At 64.6% G+C, this 14765-nt stretch carries 15 protein-coding genes and 1 other RNA gene; 4 read left to right on the top strand and 12 right to left on the bottom strand.

The annotated features are described in order from the left end of the window. The 4 genes from mtaB to VF194_RS07170 are packed head-to-tail and all read right to left on the bottom strand — an operon-like array spanning nucleotide 1 to nucleotide 3169. The gene (gene mtaB, locus VF194_RS07185) at nucleotides 1-1248 is read right to left on the bottom strand and encodes a tRNA (N(6)-L-threonylcarbamoyladenosine(37)-C(2))-methylthiotransferase MtaB (RefSeq protein WP_330889484.1); all 1248 of its coding nucleotides are present in this window, start codon (nucleotides 1246-1248) and stop codon (nucleotides 1-3) included. Between the two features lie 4 nt (nucleotides 1249-1252). Next, nucleotides 1253-2140, bottom strand: a complete 888-nt coding sequence (gene dapF, locus VF194_RS07180) for a diaminopimelate epimerase (RefSeq protein WP_330889482.1) — start codon at nucleotides 2138-2140, stop codon at nucleotides 1253-1255. Nucleotides 2141-2157: 17 nt separating this feature from the next. Then, nucleotides 2158-2658, bottom strand: coding sequence for an Hpt domain-containing protein (locus VF194_RS07175; protein ID WP_330889480.1), 501 nt, complete (start codon nucleotides 2656-2658; stop codon nucleotides 2158-2160). A 13-nt stretch (nucleotides 2659-2671) separates the two neighbouring features. Further along, nucleotides 2672-3169 carry a response regulator gene (locus VF194_RS07170; RefSeq protein WP_330889478.1) on the bottom strand — a complete coding sequence of 166 codons (498 nt, stop codon included), beginning with the start codon at nucleotides 3167-3169 and terminating at the stop codon, nucleotides 2672-2674. 165 nt (nucleotides 3170-3334) lie between these two features. Between VF194_RS07170 and VF194_RS07165 the strand changes: the two genes are divergently transcribed. Then, nucleotides 3335-4546 carry a multidrug effflux MFS transporter gene (locus tag VF194_RS07165; RefSeq protein WP_330889476.1) on the top strand — a complete coding sequence of 404 codons (1212 nt, stop codon included), beginning with the start codon at nucleotides 3335-3337 and terminating at the stop codon, nucleotides 4544-4546. Nucleotides 4547-4555: 9 nt separating this feature from the next. On the opposite strand, the gene thyX is transcribed toward VF194_RS07165, so the two are convergent. Next, on the bottom strand, nucleotides 4556-5494 hold the full coding sequence (gene thyX / locus VF194_RS07160; protein ID WP_330889474.1) for an FAD-dependent thymidylate synthase: 939 nt from the start codon (nucleotides 5492-5494) through the stop codon (nucleotides 4556-4558). Nucleotides 5495-5632: 138 nt separating this feature from the next. Here thyX and ssrA point away from each other — a divergent pair. The 3 genes from ssrA (at nucleotide 5633) to VF194_RS07145 (ending at nucleotide 8295) form a co-directional block, all read left to right on the top strand. Beyond that, nucleotides 5633-5960: a transfer-messenger RNA gene (gene ssrA / locus VF194_RS07155) on the top strand. Nucleotides 5961-6091: 131 nt separating this feature from the next. Further along, the gene (locus VF194_RS07150; protein ID WP_330889472.1) at nucleotides 6092-6592 is read left to right on the top strand and encodes an SspB family protein; all 501 of its coding nucleotides are present in this window, start codon (nucleotides 6092-6094) and stop codon (nucleotides 6590-6592) included. Nucleotides 6593-6684: 92 nt separating this feature from the next. Continuing rightward, entirely contained in the window at nucleotides 6685-8295 is a 1611-nt protein-coding gene (locus VF194_RS07145) for a fumarate hydratase (protein ID WP_330889470.1), read from the top strand. A 32-nt stretch (nucleotides 8296-8327) separates the two neighbouring features. Here the strand turns inward: VF194_RS07145 and VF194_RS07140 are convergent, their stop codons facing one another. The 7 genes from VF194_RS07140 to VF194_RS07110 are packed head-to-tail and all read right to left on the bottom strand — an operon-like array spanning nucleotide 8328 to nucleotide 14741. Further along, nucleotides 8328-9542 carry a TIGR03862 family flavoprotein gene (locus VF194_RS07140; protein ID WP_330889468.1) on the bottom strand — a complete coding sequence of 405 codons (1215 nt, stop codon included), beginning with the start codon at nucleotides 9540-9542 and terminating at the stop codon, nucleotides 8328-8330. Nucleotides 9543-9579: 37 nt separating this feature from the next. Next, nucleotides 9580-10287 carry an ABC transporter ATP-binding protein gene (locus VF194_RS07135; protein WP_330889466.1) on the bottom strand — a complete coding sequence of 236 codons (708 nt, stop codon included), beginning with the start codon at nucleotides 10285-10287 and terminating at the stop codon, nucleotides 9580-9582. Beyond that, entirely contained in the window at nucleotides 10284-11015 is a 732-nt protein-coding gene (locus VF194_RS07130) for an ABC transporter ATP-binding protein (RefSeq protein ID WP_330889464.1), read from the bottom strand. The genes VF194_RS07135 and VF194_RS07130 overlap by 4 nt, the downstream gene beginning before the upstream one ends. Continuing rightward, nucleotides 11012-12013: a branched-chain amino acid ABC transporter permease gene (locus VF194_RS07125; protein WP_330889462.1), complete on the bottom strand. Its 1002-nt coding sequence runs from the start codon at nucleotides 12011-12013 to the stop codon at nucleotides 11012-11014. Before VF194_RS07125 ends, VF194_RS07130 begins: the two co-directional genes overlap by 4 nt. After that, nucleotides 12010-12879 carry a branched-chain amino acid ABC transporter permease gene (locus VF194_RS07120; protein ID WP_330889460.1) on the bottom strand — a complete coding sequence of 290 codons (870 nt, stop codon included), beginning with the start codon at nucleotides 12877-12879 and terminating at the stop codon, nucleotides 12010-12012. Before VF194_RS07120 ends, VF194_RS07125 begins: the two co-directional genes overlap by 4 nt. Before the next feature lie 36 nt (nucleotides 12880-12915). Beyond that, entirely contained in the window at nucleotides 12916-14148 is a 1233-nt protein-coding gene (locus VF194_RS07115; protein WP_330889458.1) for an ABC transporter substrate-binding protein, read from the bottom strand. Then, nucleotides 14145-14741 carry a MarR family winged helix-turn-helix transcriptional regulator gene (locus VF194_RS07110; RefSeq protein ID WP_330889456.1) on the bottom strand — a complete coding sequence of 199 codons (597 nt, stop codon included), beginning with the start codon at nucleotides 14739-14741 and terminating at the stop codon, nucleotides 14145-14147. The genes VF194_RS07115 and VF194_RS07110 overlap by 4 nt, the downstream gene beginning before the upstream one ends. Nucleotides 14742-14765: the final 24 nt, after the last annotated feature.

The raw sequence follows: 14765 nt of genomic DNA, 5'->3' as shown, positions 1-14765 counted from the left end.
TCATGCCGCGATAAGTTGCGCGTTGCCGGAGCCCACAATGCGCAATTGCGTAAGCGCTCCGGGCGGAATGGTTGCAGGAATTTTAACCGGGGCAAAACATCGGGTACGACCGATACCGGGCTTCTCGGCCAAAATTTCCTGTTCCGAGCCGATCAAACTCTGGTAGCGCCGGTTCAAAGCCGCGTCCCCGGCGGCGCGCAAGGCCGCGGCTCGGGATTTCACCACGGATCGGGACAGTTGCGGCATCCTGGCCGCCGGCGTGCCGTCCCGTGCGCTGAAGGGAAAGACGTGCAGATAGGAAATCCCCGCCTCCTCGATCAGCCGTCGCGTGTTTTCAAACATGGCTTCGGATTCCGTCGGGAACCCTGCAATCAGATCGGCGCCAAAGGCCGACTCGGGCCGCAAGCGGCGCACGTCTTCGCAGAATGCGATGGTATCGCGGCGCAGATGACGACGCTTCATGCGCTTGAGGATCATGTCGTCGCCCGCCTGCACGGAAAGATGGAAATGCGGCATCAGGCGCGCCTCTTCGGCGATCGCGCGCATCAGGTCGGAATCGGCCTCGATGGAGTCTATGGACGAAATGCGGAGCCGTTTCAGGTCAGGCACCAACGACAGAATTTTTCGAACCAACTGCCCCAAATTCGGTTTGCCCGGCAGGTCTGCGCCATAAGAGGTCAGGTCCACGCCCGTCAGCACGATTTCCGCAAAGCTTTTGGCGACAAGACGGCGTGCTTCTTCCACCACGGCGCCCATGGGAACGCTGCGCGAATTACCACGGCCGAAGGGAATGATGCAGAAGGTGCAGCGGTGATCGCAGCCCTGCTGGATTTCCAGATAGGCACGCGGGCGTCCGGGGAAGTGGCTCACCGCCGGCAACGCCGCCGGCGATTCGGTCTGGATGTCGCCGACGGCAACGCGCGCTGCATCAGGGTTCAGATTGCGCCATGTCGCTTCGGCAAGCTTTTCCCGGTTGCCGATCACATGATCGACTTCGGGCATGGCGGCGAAAGCCGCGGCATTGACCTGGGCGGCGCAGCCGGTCACCACGATGCGCTTGTCCGGGTTTTCCCGGCGCAGCCGGCGGATCGCCTGGCGCGCCTGCTTCTCCGCCTCGGCGGTCACGGCGCAGGTATTGACGACGAGGATATCGTCGCGCCCATGCTGCTGCAGGGCCGCGCGAATGGCCTCGCCTTCATACGAATTCAGACGACAGCCGAAATTCAGAACGCTTGAGCGCTGCGCCATCGGCTCAGGCGGTTTCGAGCGCGGCCCAGAAGCTTGGCGGGATTTCGCCGCGGAAGGCCTCGGTGGCCGGGCCGGTCATGTAGATGCGGTTGTTGGCCGCCCATTCGATGAGCAGCGGGCCGCCATCGAGCATGATTTCGGCCTTGCGCTCGGCCAGGCCGCGCCGCGCCGCCGCCGCTAGGGTCGCGCAGGCGCCGGTGCCGCAGGCGCGGGTAATGCCGGCACCGCGCTCCCAGACCCGCATGCGGATATGGCTGCGGTCGACCACTTGCGCGAATTCGACATTGATCCGCTGCGGGAAGAGCGGGTCGCATTCGATTTTCGGGCCGATCTCCGCCAGCGGCACCGCCAAGGCATCGGCGACGAAGAAGACGACATGCGGATTGCCGACGTTCACGGCGCCCGGCCGGTCGTAGCCGGCATGGGCATAATCCAGCGTGACGGTATCCATCGCCCGCGCCAGCGGAATTGCCTGCCAGTCGAAGCGCGGCTCGCCCATATCGACGGTAATGCGGCCCTCGGCGCCCGACTTCGCCTCTAGCCAGCCGCCCAGCGTGTCGATGCTGACACTGTCATGGCCGGTTTCGCGCATCAGCAGCGCCCCGATGCAGCGCGCCGCATTGCCGCAGGATTCCACCTCGCTGCCATCGGCATTGTGGATGCGCATGAAGGCATCCGCCTTGTCGGACGGCTCGATGGTGATCATCTGGTCGAAGCCGATGCCGCGCCTGCGGTCGCCCAGCAGGCGGATCGCCGCCGCGTCCAGCGGCACGGGCTGCTCGCGCGCGTCCAGCACCACGAAATCGTTGCCGAGTCCGTGCATCTTGATGAAGGGTAGGGGGCGCGCCGGGACCATGCCGGGGTTATAGGGCGCCGCCGCCGGGGTGTCCACCGGGTGCCGAGCCCGGCTCAGCCGGCTTTGGCGGCAGGCTTGGCCTTGTCGATGGCGGCTTTCAGCGAAGCCCGCAACTGGGCCTCCAGGGGGCCGCCCGAGCCGGCGATCTTGTGCGTGACCACGACATAGAGCGTGTCGATGTGGATGCTGACGATCTCCTGCTGCAACTCGTCCAGGTCGGTCAGCTCCTTGAGGAAATCATGCAGCGATTTGCCGAACTCGGTCAGCAGGGGATAGCCGAAAACACCACCCATCCCCTTGATTTGAAAAGCTTCCTCGCGAATCTGCTCGAGCACTTCGTGGCGCGAGGACGGATCGGCCGCCGCGCGTCCCAGGGCATCGCGCAGCATCTTGAGCGACTGGACCGTTTCTTCCAGGAACTGCGCCGTCGAATTCTGCACGAGCGCATCCATTTTCTGGCGCAGTTCGTCGTCGAGCTTCAGGCTGAGGCCGGTCTTGTAATTGACCGCCTTGCGCTTGAGATCGCCACGATTGGGGATGATGGTTCTGCGCATACTGTCCCCGCTGCTATTCCGGCTTCTGCTGACGCTTGTCCGGGCCCTCGAACGGCAATTGCTGCCGGCGCCGGTCGGGACCGAAATAGCCTTTAACGCTGACGAAATCCCGCGGACGTGCAATCACCGAAACCAGCCGGCGATACATGCCATCGGCCGTGAAAGGCTTGGCGAGGAACTCCGTGACGCCCTTGTCGCGCGATTCGACGACATATTCCATCTCGGAATTCGCAGTGAGCATGATCACGGGCATCATGCGGTCGGGCGACGTGACATCAGTGCGCAGCCAATCGAGCAATTCCAGGCCGCTGCGCGGCTTCAGGTTCCACTCGGTGATCAGCACGTCGATGCCGCCCGAGCGGAGAACACCGATCGCCTTCTCGCTGTCGCGCGCGGTGGTAACCTGATGGCAGCCCAGCATCATCAGGATGTCCTTGATGAGCTGGCACATCAGCTTGTTGCCATCGACAATGAGAAAGCGGATATGGCTGAAATCGATTTTTTCCGACATTGCGAGGCGCCCCCTCACGGCCGATCGCCGACCCGACCCGCTAGAATCATAAAAAGCCTTTTACGATCATATATATACTTTGCATTGGTCTAAGCCAACCAACGTGTGATACTCATATGGGGAGCAAACGCATAATCATTCTACCTTAGGTCATTATCCGCTTCCATGCCCCAGAAATTGCCGCCGGCCGAGCTTGTCCTTCTCCTGACGGCGCTGTTTGCGAACGGCATCCTGGCGGCGACGATGTATCTGCCGTCGCTCCCCAGCATCGGGGACGACCTGGCGGGGCCCTCGGAAATCCTGCCCCTGACCCTGACGGTGTACTTCGCCACCTTTGCCGGCGGCCAGCTCTTCTATGGCCCCCTGAGCGACCGCTATGGGCGCCGGCCGCTGCTGTTCGGCGGCCTTGCCATCATGGTTGCCGGCTCCCTCGCCTGCGCCCTGGCGGGGTCGCTCAGCACCCTGCTATGGGCGCGGGCGGTCCAGGGCCTGGGCGGCGCCAGCGCGATGGCGACCGGACGGGCCATCGTCAACGATGTCTACGACCGGCGGCAGGCGGCAAGGGCGACATCCACCATCAGCGCCTCGCTGGCGCTGGCCCCGATCCTGGCCCCGGCCCTTGGCGGCATCGTCGAGCATTTCCTCGGCTGGCGGGCGAATTTCTGGATCAGCGGCGGCATCACGGCCCTGGTTCTGGCCATCCTGGTCTGGCGCCTGCCGGAGACCCTTCGCCCTGCCTCCGCTGCCGGCCCCTTGTTCAGCGGCATCATCCGCGCCTTTGCCTTCCTGCTGGGAAGCCGGACCTTCCTCACGCTCGGCCTGCTCAATCTCGCGATCTTTGCCGGCCTGCACGGCTTCAATGCCGGGGCGCCCGCGGTCCTGATCGATACGATGGACATTCCCCCGGTGCTCTACGGCATTTTGACCGCCATCGGCGCCGGCGGATACCTGATCGGCTCGCTGCTGTCGTCCTTGCTTGGCGGCCGCATCGGCATGCTGCGCCTGATCGATCTTGGCGTGTTGTGCATGCTCACCGGTGCAGTGGCCATGGCGGGCTGCATTGCGCTGCTGCCGCCGAGCGTCGCGGTGATCATCGGCTTCCGCATGCTCTGGGCAATGGGCATGGGGCTGGCGCTGCCCAATTCGGTGGTCACCGCTGTCGGCATCAATCCAGCCACGATCGGCGCCGGCGCCGCACTGGCGGGTTTCCTGCAGACGACGGGCGGGGGACTCGGCTCGGCGGTGAATTCATTCTTTCCGGCCGGCGATCCGCTGTCCTTCGGCTTGGTCTTTGCCGGGGCCGCCATTCTCGGCGGCCTGATCTGGCTGTTCAACCGGCGCTCGGTCGCCGCCCTGATGCCGGAACGGAAGGAGTGACGCGGCGCGCTATTCGCCTGGCTTGAGTACCGCCATCAACTCGCGCCATTCGCGGGCGCTCAGGCCCGAATTGGCCTGCTCGACCGCTTCCCCGGCCAGCATGCGGCGCACCACCTTGATCGCCGTGGCGGAAAGGCTGGCACCGCCGACGCGGTATTCCATGAAGGCGTCGTAGCAGGCCGGCACCCAGCGCTTGACCGTCTCCAGCATGGCCTCGGCATAGACCCGGATCTCATACTGCGCGTGGCTGTCTGCCCGCAGCGACAGGAAATGCAGCAGGTTCAGAAGATCGGTCTTCCAGTACCATTGCGTATAGAAATTCAGGGTCAAATTCATGCGCGCCAATTCCCGCGCCAGGCCCTGCCGGTCCTGATCCCGCGGCGTGCCGTCCGGCCCCTCGTTCAGCATCTCCTCATAGGAGGCATAGGATTGCATCGCGTCCCGCTTCAAAAGCTCCAGCACGCGCGCCGCCTCGGCGCCGGTCAGCAGGTTGCCGCGGCCTTGGCGGTTGCTGGTGGATTGCGCCGCAAGCTGGTCGGGGGCGGGGATGTAGAACTCGTTATCCAGGATCGAGTAGCGGGCGGAATATTCGTTTACATTGGCGGTGCGGTGCCGGATCCACTGCCGGGCCACGAAAATCGGCAGTTTCACGTGGTATTTGATCTCGCACATCTCAAACGGCGTGGTGTGCCGGTGCCGCATCAGATAATTGATCAGGCCGCGGTCCTCGCTGACCTTCTTGGTGCCGCGGCCATAGGAGACGCGGGCCGCCTGCACCACGGCCGAGTCGTCGCCCATATAGTCGATCACCCGGATGAAGCCGTGATCCAGCACGGGAATCGGCTCGTAAAGCACTTCTTCCAGCGCGGGGACGGTGGCGCGGCGGGTCGGCTGGCTTTGGCTGCGCAGGGCGGCGATTTCGGCGGCCTGTTCCGGCGTCATGGTCATGGCGGCATCTCCCTGGCGACGATCCCGGCGACTCGCCGCCGGGTAAAAAAGCAGGTCGTTATAGACCGGCTGCCCGAGTCCCCAAAAGGCCCCGGGACAAAAGCTTGGAGCCCCGAACCCCCGGGCAACGGCAGCCAAGGGCTTTAAAACCCGGCCGTCCGGCCCTACATTGGGGGCGTCGGGCAACCGACTATGGCGATAAACGCTGTGTGGAATAGGCGTAATGGACCCGGGGGCAGTACCCGGCGCCTCCACCATGAGCCCAGGACGAGCCGAGAATGGCCGATGCTGGGTTGATGCTGGGGGCGAATCAGGCTCGACATGCGCAGTAAAGACCCAGTTTTCGCCCGGCATGATACCGCCGTTATCGGGTCAATCCTACAAGTGCCAACGACAATAGCGTTGCACTCGCTGCCTAATCGGTAAGCGCGGCTCGGGGGGCGCCGGGCAACAGAAGCCCCCCACTTTCCCGGCTCGATTTTCTGAGCGCCGCTGAAACCGGCTTCCGCCATGGGCGGAAATCGCGCCGGCCATGGAAATTGAACCGCCTGCTGGGGCGGGGTAAAATGCCCGCGTAAAGTCCCGAGAAGATCGAATATGGCCGGCAAGCTGTTAGACTATAATCAGTTGGTGGAGACCGCCCTGCGCGGCGCTGTCCGCGAAGCGCTCAGTCGTGTTGCCGAATTTGGCCTGCCCGGCAATCATCATTTCTACATCACCTTCCGTACCGATCAGGCCGGCGTCGAGATTCCGCCATACCTGCATGAGCGTTATCCGGAAGAGATGACCATCGTTCTACAGCACCAGTATTGGGGACTGGAGCCCGGCCCGGACGCCTTCGAGGTGACGCTGAGCTTCAACAAGGTTCCCGAGCGGCTCGTCATCCCCTATGCGGCGATCACCGCTTTCGCCGATCCCAGCGTGCAGTTCGGATTGCAGTTCCGTGTCGCGCCCAATGCGGAAAACCGCCCGCCGGCCCCCGTTGCGGATGTTGGTGACGAAGCGCAGGCCCCGCCGGCCGCAGCGCCGGCGGAAGAGGGCGAGCGCAAGACCGGCGATGTCGTGGCGCTGGACGCCTTCCGCAAAAAGAAATCCTGAATTTCCTTCCGGCCCGCCCGGGCCATTTCGTTTACAGCCATTTCGCTTAGAGCCCTTCCGCCCCAGACCGCATCACTGACCAGGAGTTTCCAATGCCCGAGTTCCTGTACGAGGACCTGTTCCCGCTTGCCGCCGACACGACCACTTATCGCAAGCTCTCCGGTGACGGAGCCGAGGTGATCAAGGCGGGCGGGCGCGAGGTGCTGCAGGTCAGCGATCAGGCGCTGAGCGATCTGACCTTCGCGGCGATGCACGACATCGCGCATCTGTTCCGCCCCGGCCATCTGGCGCAATTGCGCAAGATTCTCGACGACAAGGACGCCTCGGCAAATGACCGTTTCGTTGCGCTCGAGCTTCTGAAGAACGCGAACATATCAGCCGGCATGGTGCTGCCGAGCTGCCAGGATACCGGCACGGCCATCGTGATCGGCAAGAAGGGCCAGTATGTCTGGACCTCGGGCAAGGACGAGGAGGCGATTTCCAGGGGCGTCTATCGCACCTATACCGAAACCAACCTGCGCTATTCGCAGCTGGCGCCGCTCTCGATGTTCGAGGAGAAGAACACCGGCACCAATCTGCCGGCGCAGATCGAGCTCTATGCCACCGATGGCGACGCCTACAAGTTCCTGTTCATGGCCAAGGGCGGCGGCTCGGCCAACAAGACCTTTCTCTATCAGCAGACGCCGGCGGTGCTGCGCGGCGACAATCTGCTGAAGTTTCTCGACACGCAGATCAAGACGCTCGGTACGGCGGCTTGCCCGCCCTATCACCTCGCCATCGTGATCGGCGGCCTTTCGGCCGAGCTGAACCTGAAGACCGCCAAGCTGGCCTCGGCGCGCTATCTGGATGGATTGCCGACCAAGGGCAGCCCGAGCGGCCATGCCTTCCGCGATCTGGAATTCGAGCAGAAGATTCTGGAGCTGACCCGCGTCAACGGCATCGGCGCGCAGTTCGGCGGCAAGTATTTCTGCCATGACGTGCGGGTCATCCGCCTGCCGCGCCACGGCGCCAGCATTCCGATCGGCATTGCGGTGTCCTGCTCGGCCGACCGTCAGGCGCTCGGGAAGATCACCCGCGACGGCATCTTCCTCGAGCAGCTCGAGACCAATCCGGCGCAGTATCTGCCCGATCACGAGGACAAGCTGTCGACCGAGGTCGTCAAGGTCGATCTCAATCAGCCGATGAGCGAGATCCGCAAGCTGCTGTCGCAGTATCCGATCAAAACGCGCCTGTCGCTCACCGGCACCTTGATCGTCGCCCGCGACCTGGCGCATCAGAAATTCGCCGAGCGGATCGAGAAGGGCCAGGGCCTGCCGGATTATGTGAAGAACCATCCGATCTACTATGCCGGCCCGGCCAAGACGCCGGAGGGCTACGCTTCCGGCTCCTTCGGTCCGACCACGGCCGGCCGCATGGACAGCTATGTCGGCCTGCTGATGCAGAATGGCGGCGGGTTCATCAGCCTGGCCAAGGGCAACCGCTCCAAGCAGGTCACCGATGCCTGCAAGCAATACGGCGGCTTCTATCTCGGCTCGATCGGCGGTCCGGCCGCGATCCTCGCCAAGAACTGCATCAAGAAGGTCGAGCAGCTCGAATATCCCGAGCTTGGCATGGAAGCGGTCTGGCGCATCGAGGTGGAGGATTTCCCCGCCTTCATCATCGTCGACGACAAGGGCAACGACTTCTTCGCCAATCTGGCGTGATCAGCAGAACGGCCGCAGCGATGCGGCCGTTCTCATTTCTGCGGGTTCGCCCGCAGCCACTCGACCACGCCGCGGCCGGCGGCAAGGCCGGTCGCCAGGCAGCCCTGCAGCAGATAGCCGCCGGTCGGCGCTTCCCAGTCCAGCATCTCGCCGGCGGCGAAGACGCCGGGCCGGCGGCGCAGCATCAGATGCTCGTCCAGCTCATGCAGCGCAATTCCGCCGGCGGTCGAGATCGCTCGCGCCAGTCCGAATGGCGCGGTCAGCCGCAGCGGCAGGGCCTTGATCAATGTCGCCAGCGGCGGCGCAGCCCCGGTATGCAGGATTTCCTGCACCAGGCCGATGGCGGCTGGGGAGAGGCCGATGCGCTTGCGCAGGAAATTGGCCAGGGAGGCGCCGCGGCGCGGCTCGTTCAGCCGCTCGTCGAGTTCCGCCGGTGCAAGATCCGGGCGAAGGTCGATCCGCAGCAGCGCGCTGCCGTCGCGGGCAATCGCCTCGCGCAACACCGCCGAGAGCGCGTAGACCGCGCCGCCCTCGATTCCAGCCGTGGTGATCATCGCCTCTCCGCGCACCGTCTCGCCGGCAAAGGAGAGGGCGATGCGTTTCAGCGGTGCGCCGGCATGGCGGTTCCGGAAATGCTCCGACCACGGAACGGCGAAGCCGCAATTGGCCGGCCGCAGAGCGGCAATGTCGATCTCGGGCAGTAGCCCGGTCCAGCCGCCATCGGCGCCGAGCCGCGGCCAGGATGCCCCGCCCAGCGCTAGCACAGAGGCCTCGGCCGCAAAGACGCTGCCATCGGCAAAGGTCAGCGCCCCGGCGGCATTCCACCCGGTCCAGTCCGCGCGCGTCATCAGCCGGACGCCGAGACCGTTCAGCCGCGCCAGCCAGGCACGCAGCAGCGGACTTGCCTTCATCGCTTCGGGGAACGCGCGCCCGCTGCTGCCGATGAAGGTCGCTTGGCCCAGCCCTTCGCACCAGGCGATCAGGGTCGAGGGCGGGAAGGCGGCGAGGTGGCGTTCCATCCAGGATGCGGCGGCGCCATAGCGGTTGCGGAAGCGCTCGATCGGTTCGGAATGGGTGATGTTCAGGCCGCCGCGCCCGGCCATCAGCAGCTTGCGCCCCATGCTCGGCATGCGCTCGAACACGCTGACCGTTGCGCCGGCGCTGGCAACGACCTCGGCGGCCATCAGGCCGGCCGGTCCGCCGCCGATGACGGCGACGCGGCGATCCTTCAATTCGCTTGTGTCCATTGCCTCTCACGCGGCGGCCGGCTGTCCGGCCCGCGGCTTACAGCCCGAGATAGGCCTGCCGCACCCGATCGTCATGTAGCAGCGCTTCGCCGCTGCCGTCCATCACGATGCGGCCGTTTTCCAGCACATAGGCATGATCGGCCAGCTTCAGCGAAACAGCGACATTCTGCTCGACGAGGACAATCGTCATGCCGCGCTGGTGCAGCAGCTTGATGATGCGGAAGACCTCCTGGACGATCGCCGGCGCGAGGCCGAGCGAAGGTTCGTCGAACATGATCAGTTCCGGATGGCCCATCAGGCAGCGGCCGATCGCCAGCATCTGCTGCTCGCCGCCCGACATCGTGCCGGCCAATTGGTCGCGCCGCTCGGCCAGCCGCGGAAACAGCGCGTAAATCTCCTCGAGGGTCGCCTTCTCCTTGGACCGTGCGCGCGGCAGCATGGCACCCATCTGCAGGTTCTCGGCCACCGTCAGGCTGGGGAATATCTGCCTGCCTTCGGCGACCTGGCCGATGCCGAGATTGCAGACCTTGTGGCTCGGCCAGCCGCCGATCTCGGTGCCCCGGTAGCGGATCTGGCCGCGGCGCGGCTTTTCGATGCCGGCGATGGTATGGATCAGGGTCGATTTGCCGGCGCCGTTCGCGCCGATAATGGCAACGATGCTGCCCTGCGGCACGGTCAGCGTCACGCCGTCCAGCGCCTGGGCGTCGCCGTAGAAGACGTCCAAAGCATCCAGCACGAGGCTCATAGGTCGGCCTCCTCGCCGAGATAGCATTCCAGCACCGCCGGATCGCGCACCACCTGCTCGGGGGCGCCGCTGGCGATGACCTGGCCGTAATGCAGCACCACGACCTGCTGCGACAGCGCCATCACCGCGCGCATGACATGCTCGATCAGCAAAATGGTGATGCCGCGCCGCTGGTTCAGCTCGCGGAAGACGGCCACCATCTGGTCGGTCTCGGTCGGCCGCAGGCCGGCCATCACTTCGTCCAGCAGCAGCAGTTTCGGCTCGGTCGCCAGCGCGCGCGCAACCTCGAGCCGCTTGCGCTCGGGCAGGGTCAGTTGCGTCGCCGGATGGTGGCGGCGCTCCAGCATGCCAAGCTGGTCCAGCACGGCCTCCGCCTTGCGCTGCGCCGCGCGGACGCTGGGTTCGGCCCGCAGAGCGCCGACGACGACGTTCTCCAGCGCGGTGAGTTCCCTGAACGGTTTGACGATCTGGAAGGTGCGGCCGATCCCGGCATGGCAGATCTGGTCGGGCCGCATGCCGTCGATGCGGCGGCCATCGAAGGTGATGCTGCCTTCGTCGGGCCTGAAGACGCCGGCCACCATGTTGAAGCAGGTCGTCTTGCCGGCGCCGTTCGGGCCGATCAGGCTGACGATGCCGCCGCGCGGCACGTCGAGCGAGGCACGCGCGACGGCACGCAGGCCGCGGAAGCTCTTGGAAATGCCGTCGACGGCAAGCAAGGCATCGCTCATGGCTTGCTCTCCAGGCCGAGACGCTTGCGCAGGGGCGGCCAGATGCCGTGCGGCAGATAGACGATCACCAGCAGGAGGCAGATGCCGTAGAAGACCTGTTTGAAACCGGGAATATCGTAGCCCAGCGTGACCATGATTTCGCTCAGGCCCTCGGCCAGCACGGTCAGCACGAAGGCGCCGAGGATTGGCCCGAACAGCGAGCCGATGCCGCCGATGATCGGGCCGAGGATCAGTTCGATCGAACGGCTCATGCTGAAGATCTGCTCGGGGAACAGGTTGTTGTAGTAGAAGGCGTAGAAGACGCCGCCCAACGCCGTCATGCCGGCCGAGATCGCCACCGCCAGCATCTTGTAGCGGAAGACATTGATGCCGAGCGTTTGCGCCGCCTCCGGCTCCTCGCGGATGGCCAGCCAGTAATAACCGATGCGGCCGGTCAGCAGCCAGCGGCAGAACAGGAAGGCCAGCACCGTGATCGCCAGCAGGAAATAATAGAACATCACCGGCGCGCCGCGCAGGTTGAGGGGATCGTTGCTGGCATATTCCTCGACCGGCAGGAACAGGCCGCCTGAGCCATTGACCCAGGGAAAGTGATCGAAGCCGACGCGGGTGAATTCGGCGAAGGCGATGGTCAGCAGCGCGAAATAGACGCCGCTGATGCCGAAGCGGAAGGCGAGAAAGCCGATGAACAGGCCGCAGAGGACGGAGATCGCGATCGACGCCCAGATGCCGGCCCAGGGACCGATGCCGTAATGGGTGTAGATCGCCGCGGCCGCATAGGCGCCGACGCCGACATAGAGCGAATGGCCCAGGCTGAGCTGGCCGGCAAAACCCATCATCACGTTCCAGGCCTGGCCGGTATAGGCGAAGTAGAGCACCAGGATCAGGATCGAGAGGATATAGGGGTTGACCACCAGCGGCGCGATCAGCAGTACGGCAAGCAGCAGGCCAAGCAAGGCGCGCGCGCGCCGCGGCACGCCATCCAACATGCGTGAAATCATATCTTGCGCCCCAACAGGCCCTGCGGCCGGAACAGAAGAACCAGGATAAGGATGGCGACGGCGAACATGCTTTTGGCCGAAGGCACGAAGAACAGGCCGGCCAGCGCCTCCGACAGGCCGATCAGCACGCCGCCGAGCAAGGCGCCGGGCATCGAACCGAGGCCGCCGACAATGACGATGACGAAGGCCTGCAGCGTGAAGACCGGGCCGACATTGGGCGTGACGTCTATCAGCAGGGTCATCATGGCGCCGGCGGCGCCGACGCAGGCCGAGCCGATACCGAAGGTGAGGGCGTAGAGCTTCTTCACGTCGAGGCCGACGACCAGCGCGCCGAGATGGTTGTCGGCGCAGGCGCGGATCGCCCGGCCGGTGCGGGTGAACTTGAAGAAGGCGAAGAGGCCGGCGGCGATCAGGCAGGCAAATCCCGCCGTGATCACGCGGACCTTGTCGACCAGCAGCGGCCCGATCTGCAGGGAATCGAGGGCATAATCGACCAGGACGTTGCGGGAATCCGGCCCGAAGATCATCAGCAGCGTGTTGGCGATGATGATGGCGACGGCGGCCAGCAGGATGAACTGGCTGTGCTCCGGCCGGTTGATGAAGGGATTGATCAGCGCTTTCTGCAGGACATAGCCGATGGCGAACAGAATGACGGCGATCGGGACCATCGCCAGCAGCGGATCGATGTTCCAGGCGCCGAAGGCGACGATCGCGGCATAGGAGGCGATCGTCATCATCTCGCCATGGGCGAAATTGACCACGCGCACGACACCGAAGATGACTGACAGGCCCAAAGCCATGAGGCCGTAGACCAGTCCCGTCAGGATGCCCTGAACGGCAACGTTGGCAATGAGTTCGATGGGCATTGTCTCTTCGGTGCCTGCGCGTGGCTCTTCAGGTGTTTACCGCTTGCTCCAGCTCGGCAGCGGCAGTGCCAGATTGTCTTCCGCGATGTCGAGCGGCAGCACCACCTTGGGGCGCTGGTCGAGATTCTGCAGCGTCACCGAGATGATGTTCGGATTCTGCCCCTTGGCGTCGAAAGTGATCGGGCCGCCGGCGATGACATGCTCCTTGATGTTGGTGCTGCGCAGCGCGTCGGCCAAAGCCTTGCCGTCCGTCGATTTGGCGCGGGCGAAGGCGTCGACGGCGATCATCACCGCTTCGAAGGAGAAGCCGACATTGAGCTCGAACATCTCGTTCTTGTACTTCTTGGTGAACTCGTCCAGCACCTTCTGGGTGACCGCCGAGCGCGGATTGTACCAGGGCACGTTCGTGATCATGTAGTTCGAGAACTTGCCGAGCGTGCGGTAGAACTGGTTCTCGTAGAAGCCCGGCGCGCCGGGGCTCATGACGATCTTCGGCTCCCAGCGCTGCTTGACCATCTCGCGCACCAGCAGGATGGCGTCATTGATGCGGGTAACCGGCATCAGCATTTCGGCGCCGGTCGCCTTGGCCTTCGCCACTTCGACCGAAAGATCCTTCGCCTGCGGGTCATAGGCGATGGTCTCGACCACCTTGAACGGCATGTCGAGGCTGGGCAGCATCGCGGAGATGCCCTTCTGCATCGCCTGGCCGAAGGTGTCGTTGACATGCATGAACACGACGGTCTTCGGCGTGATGCCGCTCTTTTCGAAGACCGACTTCATCAGCACCAGGCCGTTGCGCACCAGCATCGGCGCGGTCGGGAAATTGCGGAAGACGTATTTGTAGCCCTGCTCGGTGATCTGCGGGGCGGCGGCGATATTGATGACGTAAGGCACGCCCTTCTGCTCGGCGACCTGGGCGATTGCGGCGGATTGCCCCGAATCGAAGGCACCGATCAGGACATGGGCGCCTTCATTGACCAGCTTTTCGGCCCGCGAGCGCGCGACGTCGACATTCGATTCCGTGTCGGCGTTCATGATCTCGAAATCGCCGGGCAGTCCGAAGGCGGGCAGCATCTTCTGCGTGATGTCGATGCCGCGCTGGCAGGCGATGCCGAGCTGTGCCTCGAAGCCGGAGCGCGGCAGCAGCACGCCGATCTTCAGCTTCTTGCCCTGGGCGCGGACGATGTTGAACGGGGCCGTGCCTGCCAGCAGAGCCGCGCTGGCTGCGGTGCCGGCCGCGAATTGGCGGCGGGTAAGCTTGACTGTCATGGTGTTTCCTCCCTCTCCATGATGCCACTGCGTTTATCGCTGGGTTTCTCGCTGGCGCTGTCCGGCCTGGCCGGTACGGCAATGAATTTCTGCAGCAGCGCCATCAGCTCGCGATGCTCCTCCGGCGTCAGCGCCGCCGTGATATGCTTGTCATGCTCCTGGACGCGGGCGATGAATTGGCTCATCCGGGCCCGGCCGGTGGCGGTCAGGAACAGGCCGTAGGCGCGTCGATCATGCGGGTCGGCGCGGCGTTCGACCAGCTTCAGGCTTTCCAACCGATCGACCATGGTCATGGCGCCCGATCGCGCGACGCCCAGCGCCTCGCCCAGGCGGCTTTGCTGCAGGCCGGGATTGCGTTCTATCAGGATCAGCGCGGAATAAAGGGACGGGCTGATGCCGGTATCGCCGACGCGGCGGTAGAAGTCGTCCCAGACGCGCAATTGCGCGAGGCGGAGCAGATAGCCCACATGCTGGGGAAGCGTGCCGTAATCGACCGTCTGCTGGCCATTGGGCCGCGCCGTGCCGGCCCGCCCCGCGCCCATACGCGCGACGCGACGGCTGTTTTTTGCCGTGGACTGAGCGGCGGCCGGCATGGATGCTTGATCCTCCCCATCGAC

Origin of the sequence: Ferrovibrio sp., assembly GCF_036381655.1 — a bacterium.
Taxonomy (GTDB): domain Bacteria; phylum Pseudomonadota; class Alphaproteobacteria; order Ferrovibrionales; family Ferrovibrionaceae; genus Ferrovibrio.
This window is presented reverse-complemented; position numbering and strand designations above follow the sequence as displayed.

Bases quoted from the DNA above. Each gene is read 5' to 3' on its own strand.
- mtaB (WP_330889484.1), bottom strand. From the start codon at position 1,248: ATGGCGCAGCGCTCAAGCGTTCTGAATTTCGGCTGTCGTCTGAATTCG.
- VF194_RS07175 (WP_330889480.1), bottom strand. From the start codon at position 2,658: ATGCGCAGAACCATCATCCCCAATCGTGGCGATCTCAAGCGCAAGGCG.
- VF194_RS07170 (WP_330889478.1), bottom strand. From the start codon at position 3,169: ATGTCGGAAAAAATCGATTTCAGCCATATCCGCTTTCTCATTGTCGAT.
- VF194_RS07165 (WP_330889476.1), top strand. From the start codon at position 3,335: ATGCCCCAGAAATTGCCGCCGGCCGAGCTTGTCCTTCTCCTGACGGCG.
- thyX (WP_330889474.1), bottom strand. From the start codon at position 5,494: ATGACCATGACGCCGGAACAGGCCGCCGAAATCGCCGCCCTGCGCAGC.
- VF194_RS07150 (WP_330889472.1), top strand. From the start codon at position 6,092: ATGGCCGGCAAGCTGTTAGACTATAATCAGTTGGTGGAGACCGCCCTG.
- VF194_RS07145 (WP_330889470.1), top strand. From the start codon at position 6,685: ATGCCCGAGTTCCTGTACGAGGACCTGTTCCCGCTTGCCGCCGACACG.
- VF194_RS07140 (WP_330889468.1), bottom strand. From the start codon at position 9,542: ATGGACACAAGCGAATTGAAGGATCGCCGCGTCGCCGTCATCGGCGGC.
- VF194_RS07135 (WP_330889466.1), bottom strand. From the start codon at position 10,287: ATGAGCCTCGTGCTGGATGCTTTGGACGTCTTCTACGGCGACGCCCAG.
- VF194_RS07130 (WP_330889464.1), bottom strand. From the start codon at position 11,015: ATGAGCGATGCCTTGCTTGCCGTCGACGGCATTTCCAAGAGCTTCCGC.
- VF194_RS07125 (WP_330889462.1), bottom strand. From the start codon at position 12,013: ATGATTTCACGCATGTTGGATGGCGTGCCGCGGCGCGCGCGCGCCTTG.
- VF194_RS07120 (WP_330889460.1), bottom strand. From the start codon at position 12,879: ATGCCCATCGAACTCATTGCCAACGTTGCCGTTCAGGGCATCCTGACG.
- VF194_RS07115 (WP_330889458.1), bottom strand. From the start codon at position 14,148: ATGACAGTCAAGCTTACCCGCCGCCAATTCGCGGCCGGCACCGCAGCC.
- VF194_RS07110 (WP_330889456.1), bottom strand. From the start codon at position 14,741: ATGCCGGCCGCCGCTCAGTCCACGGCAAAAAACAGCCGTCGCGTCGCG.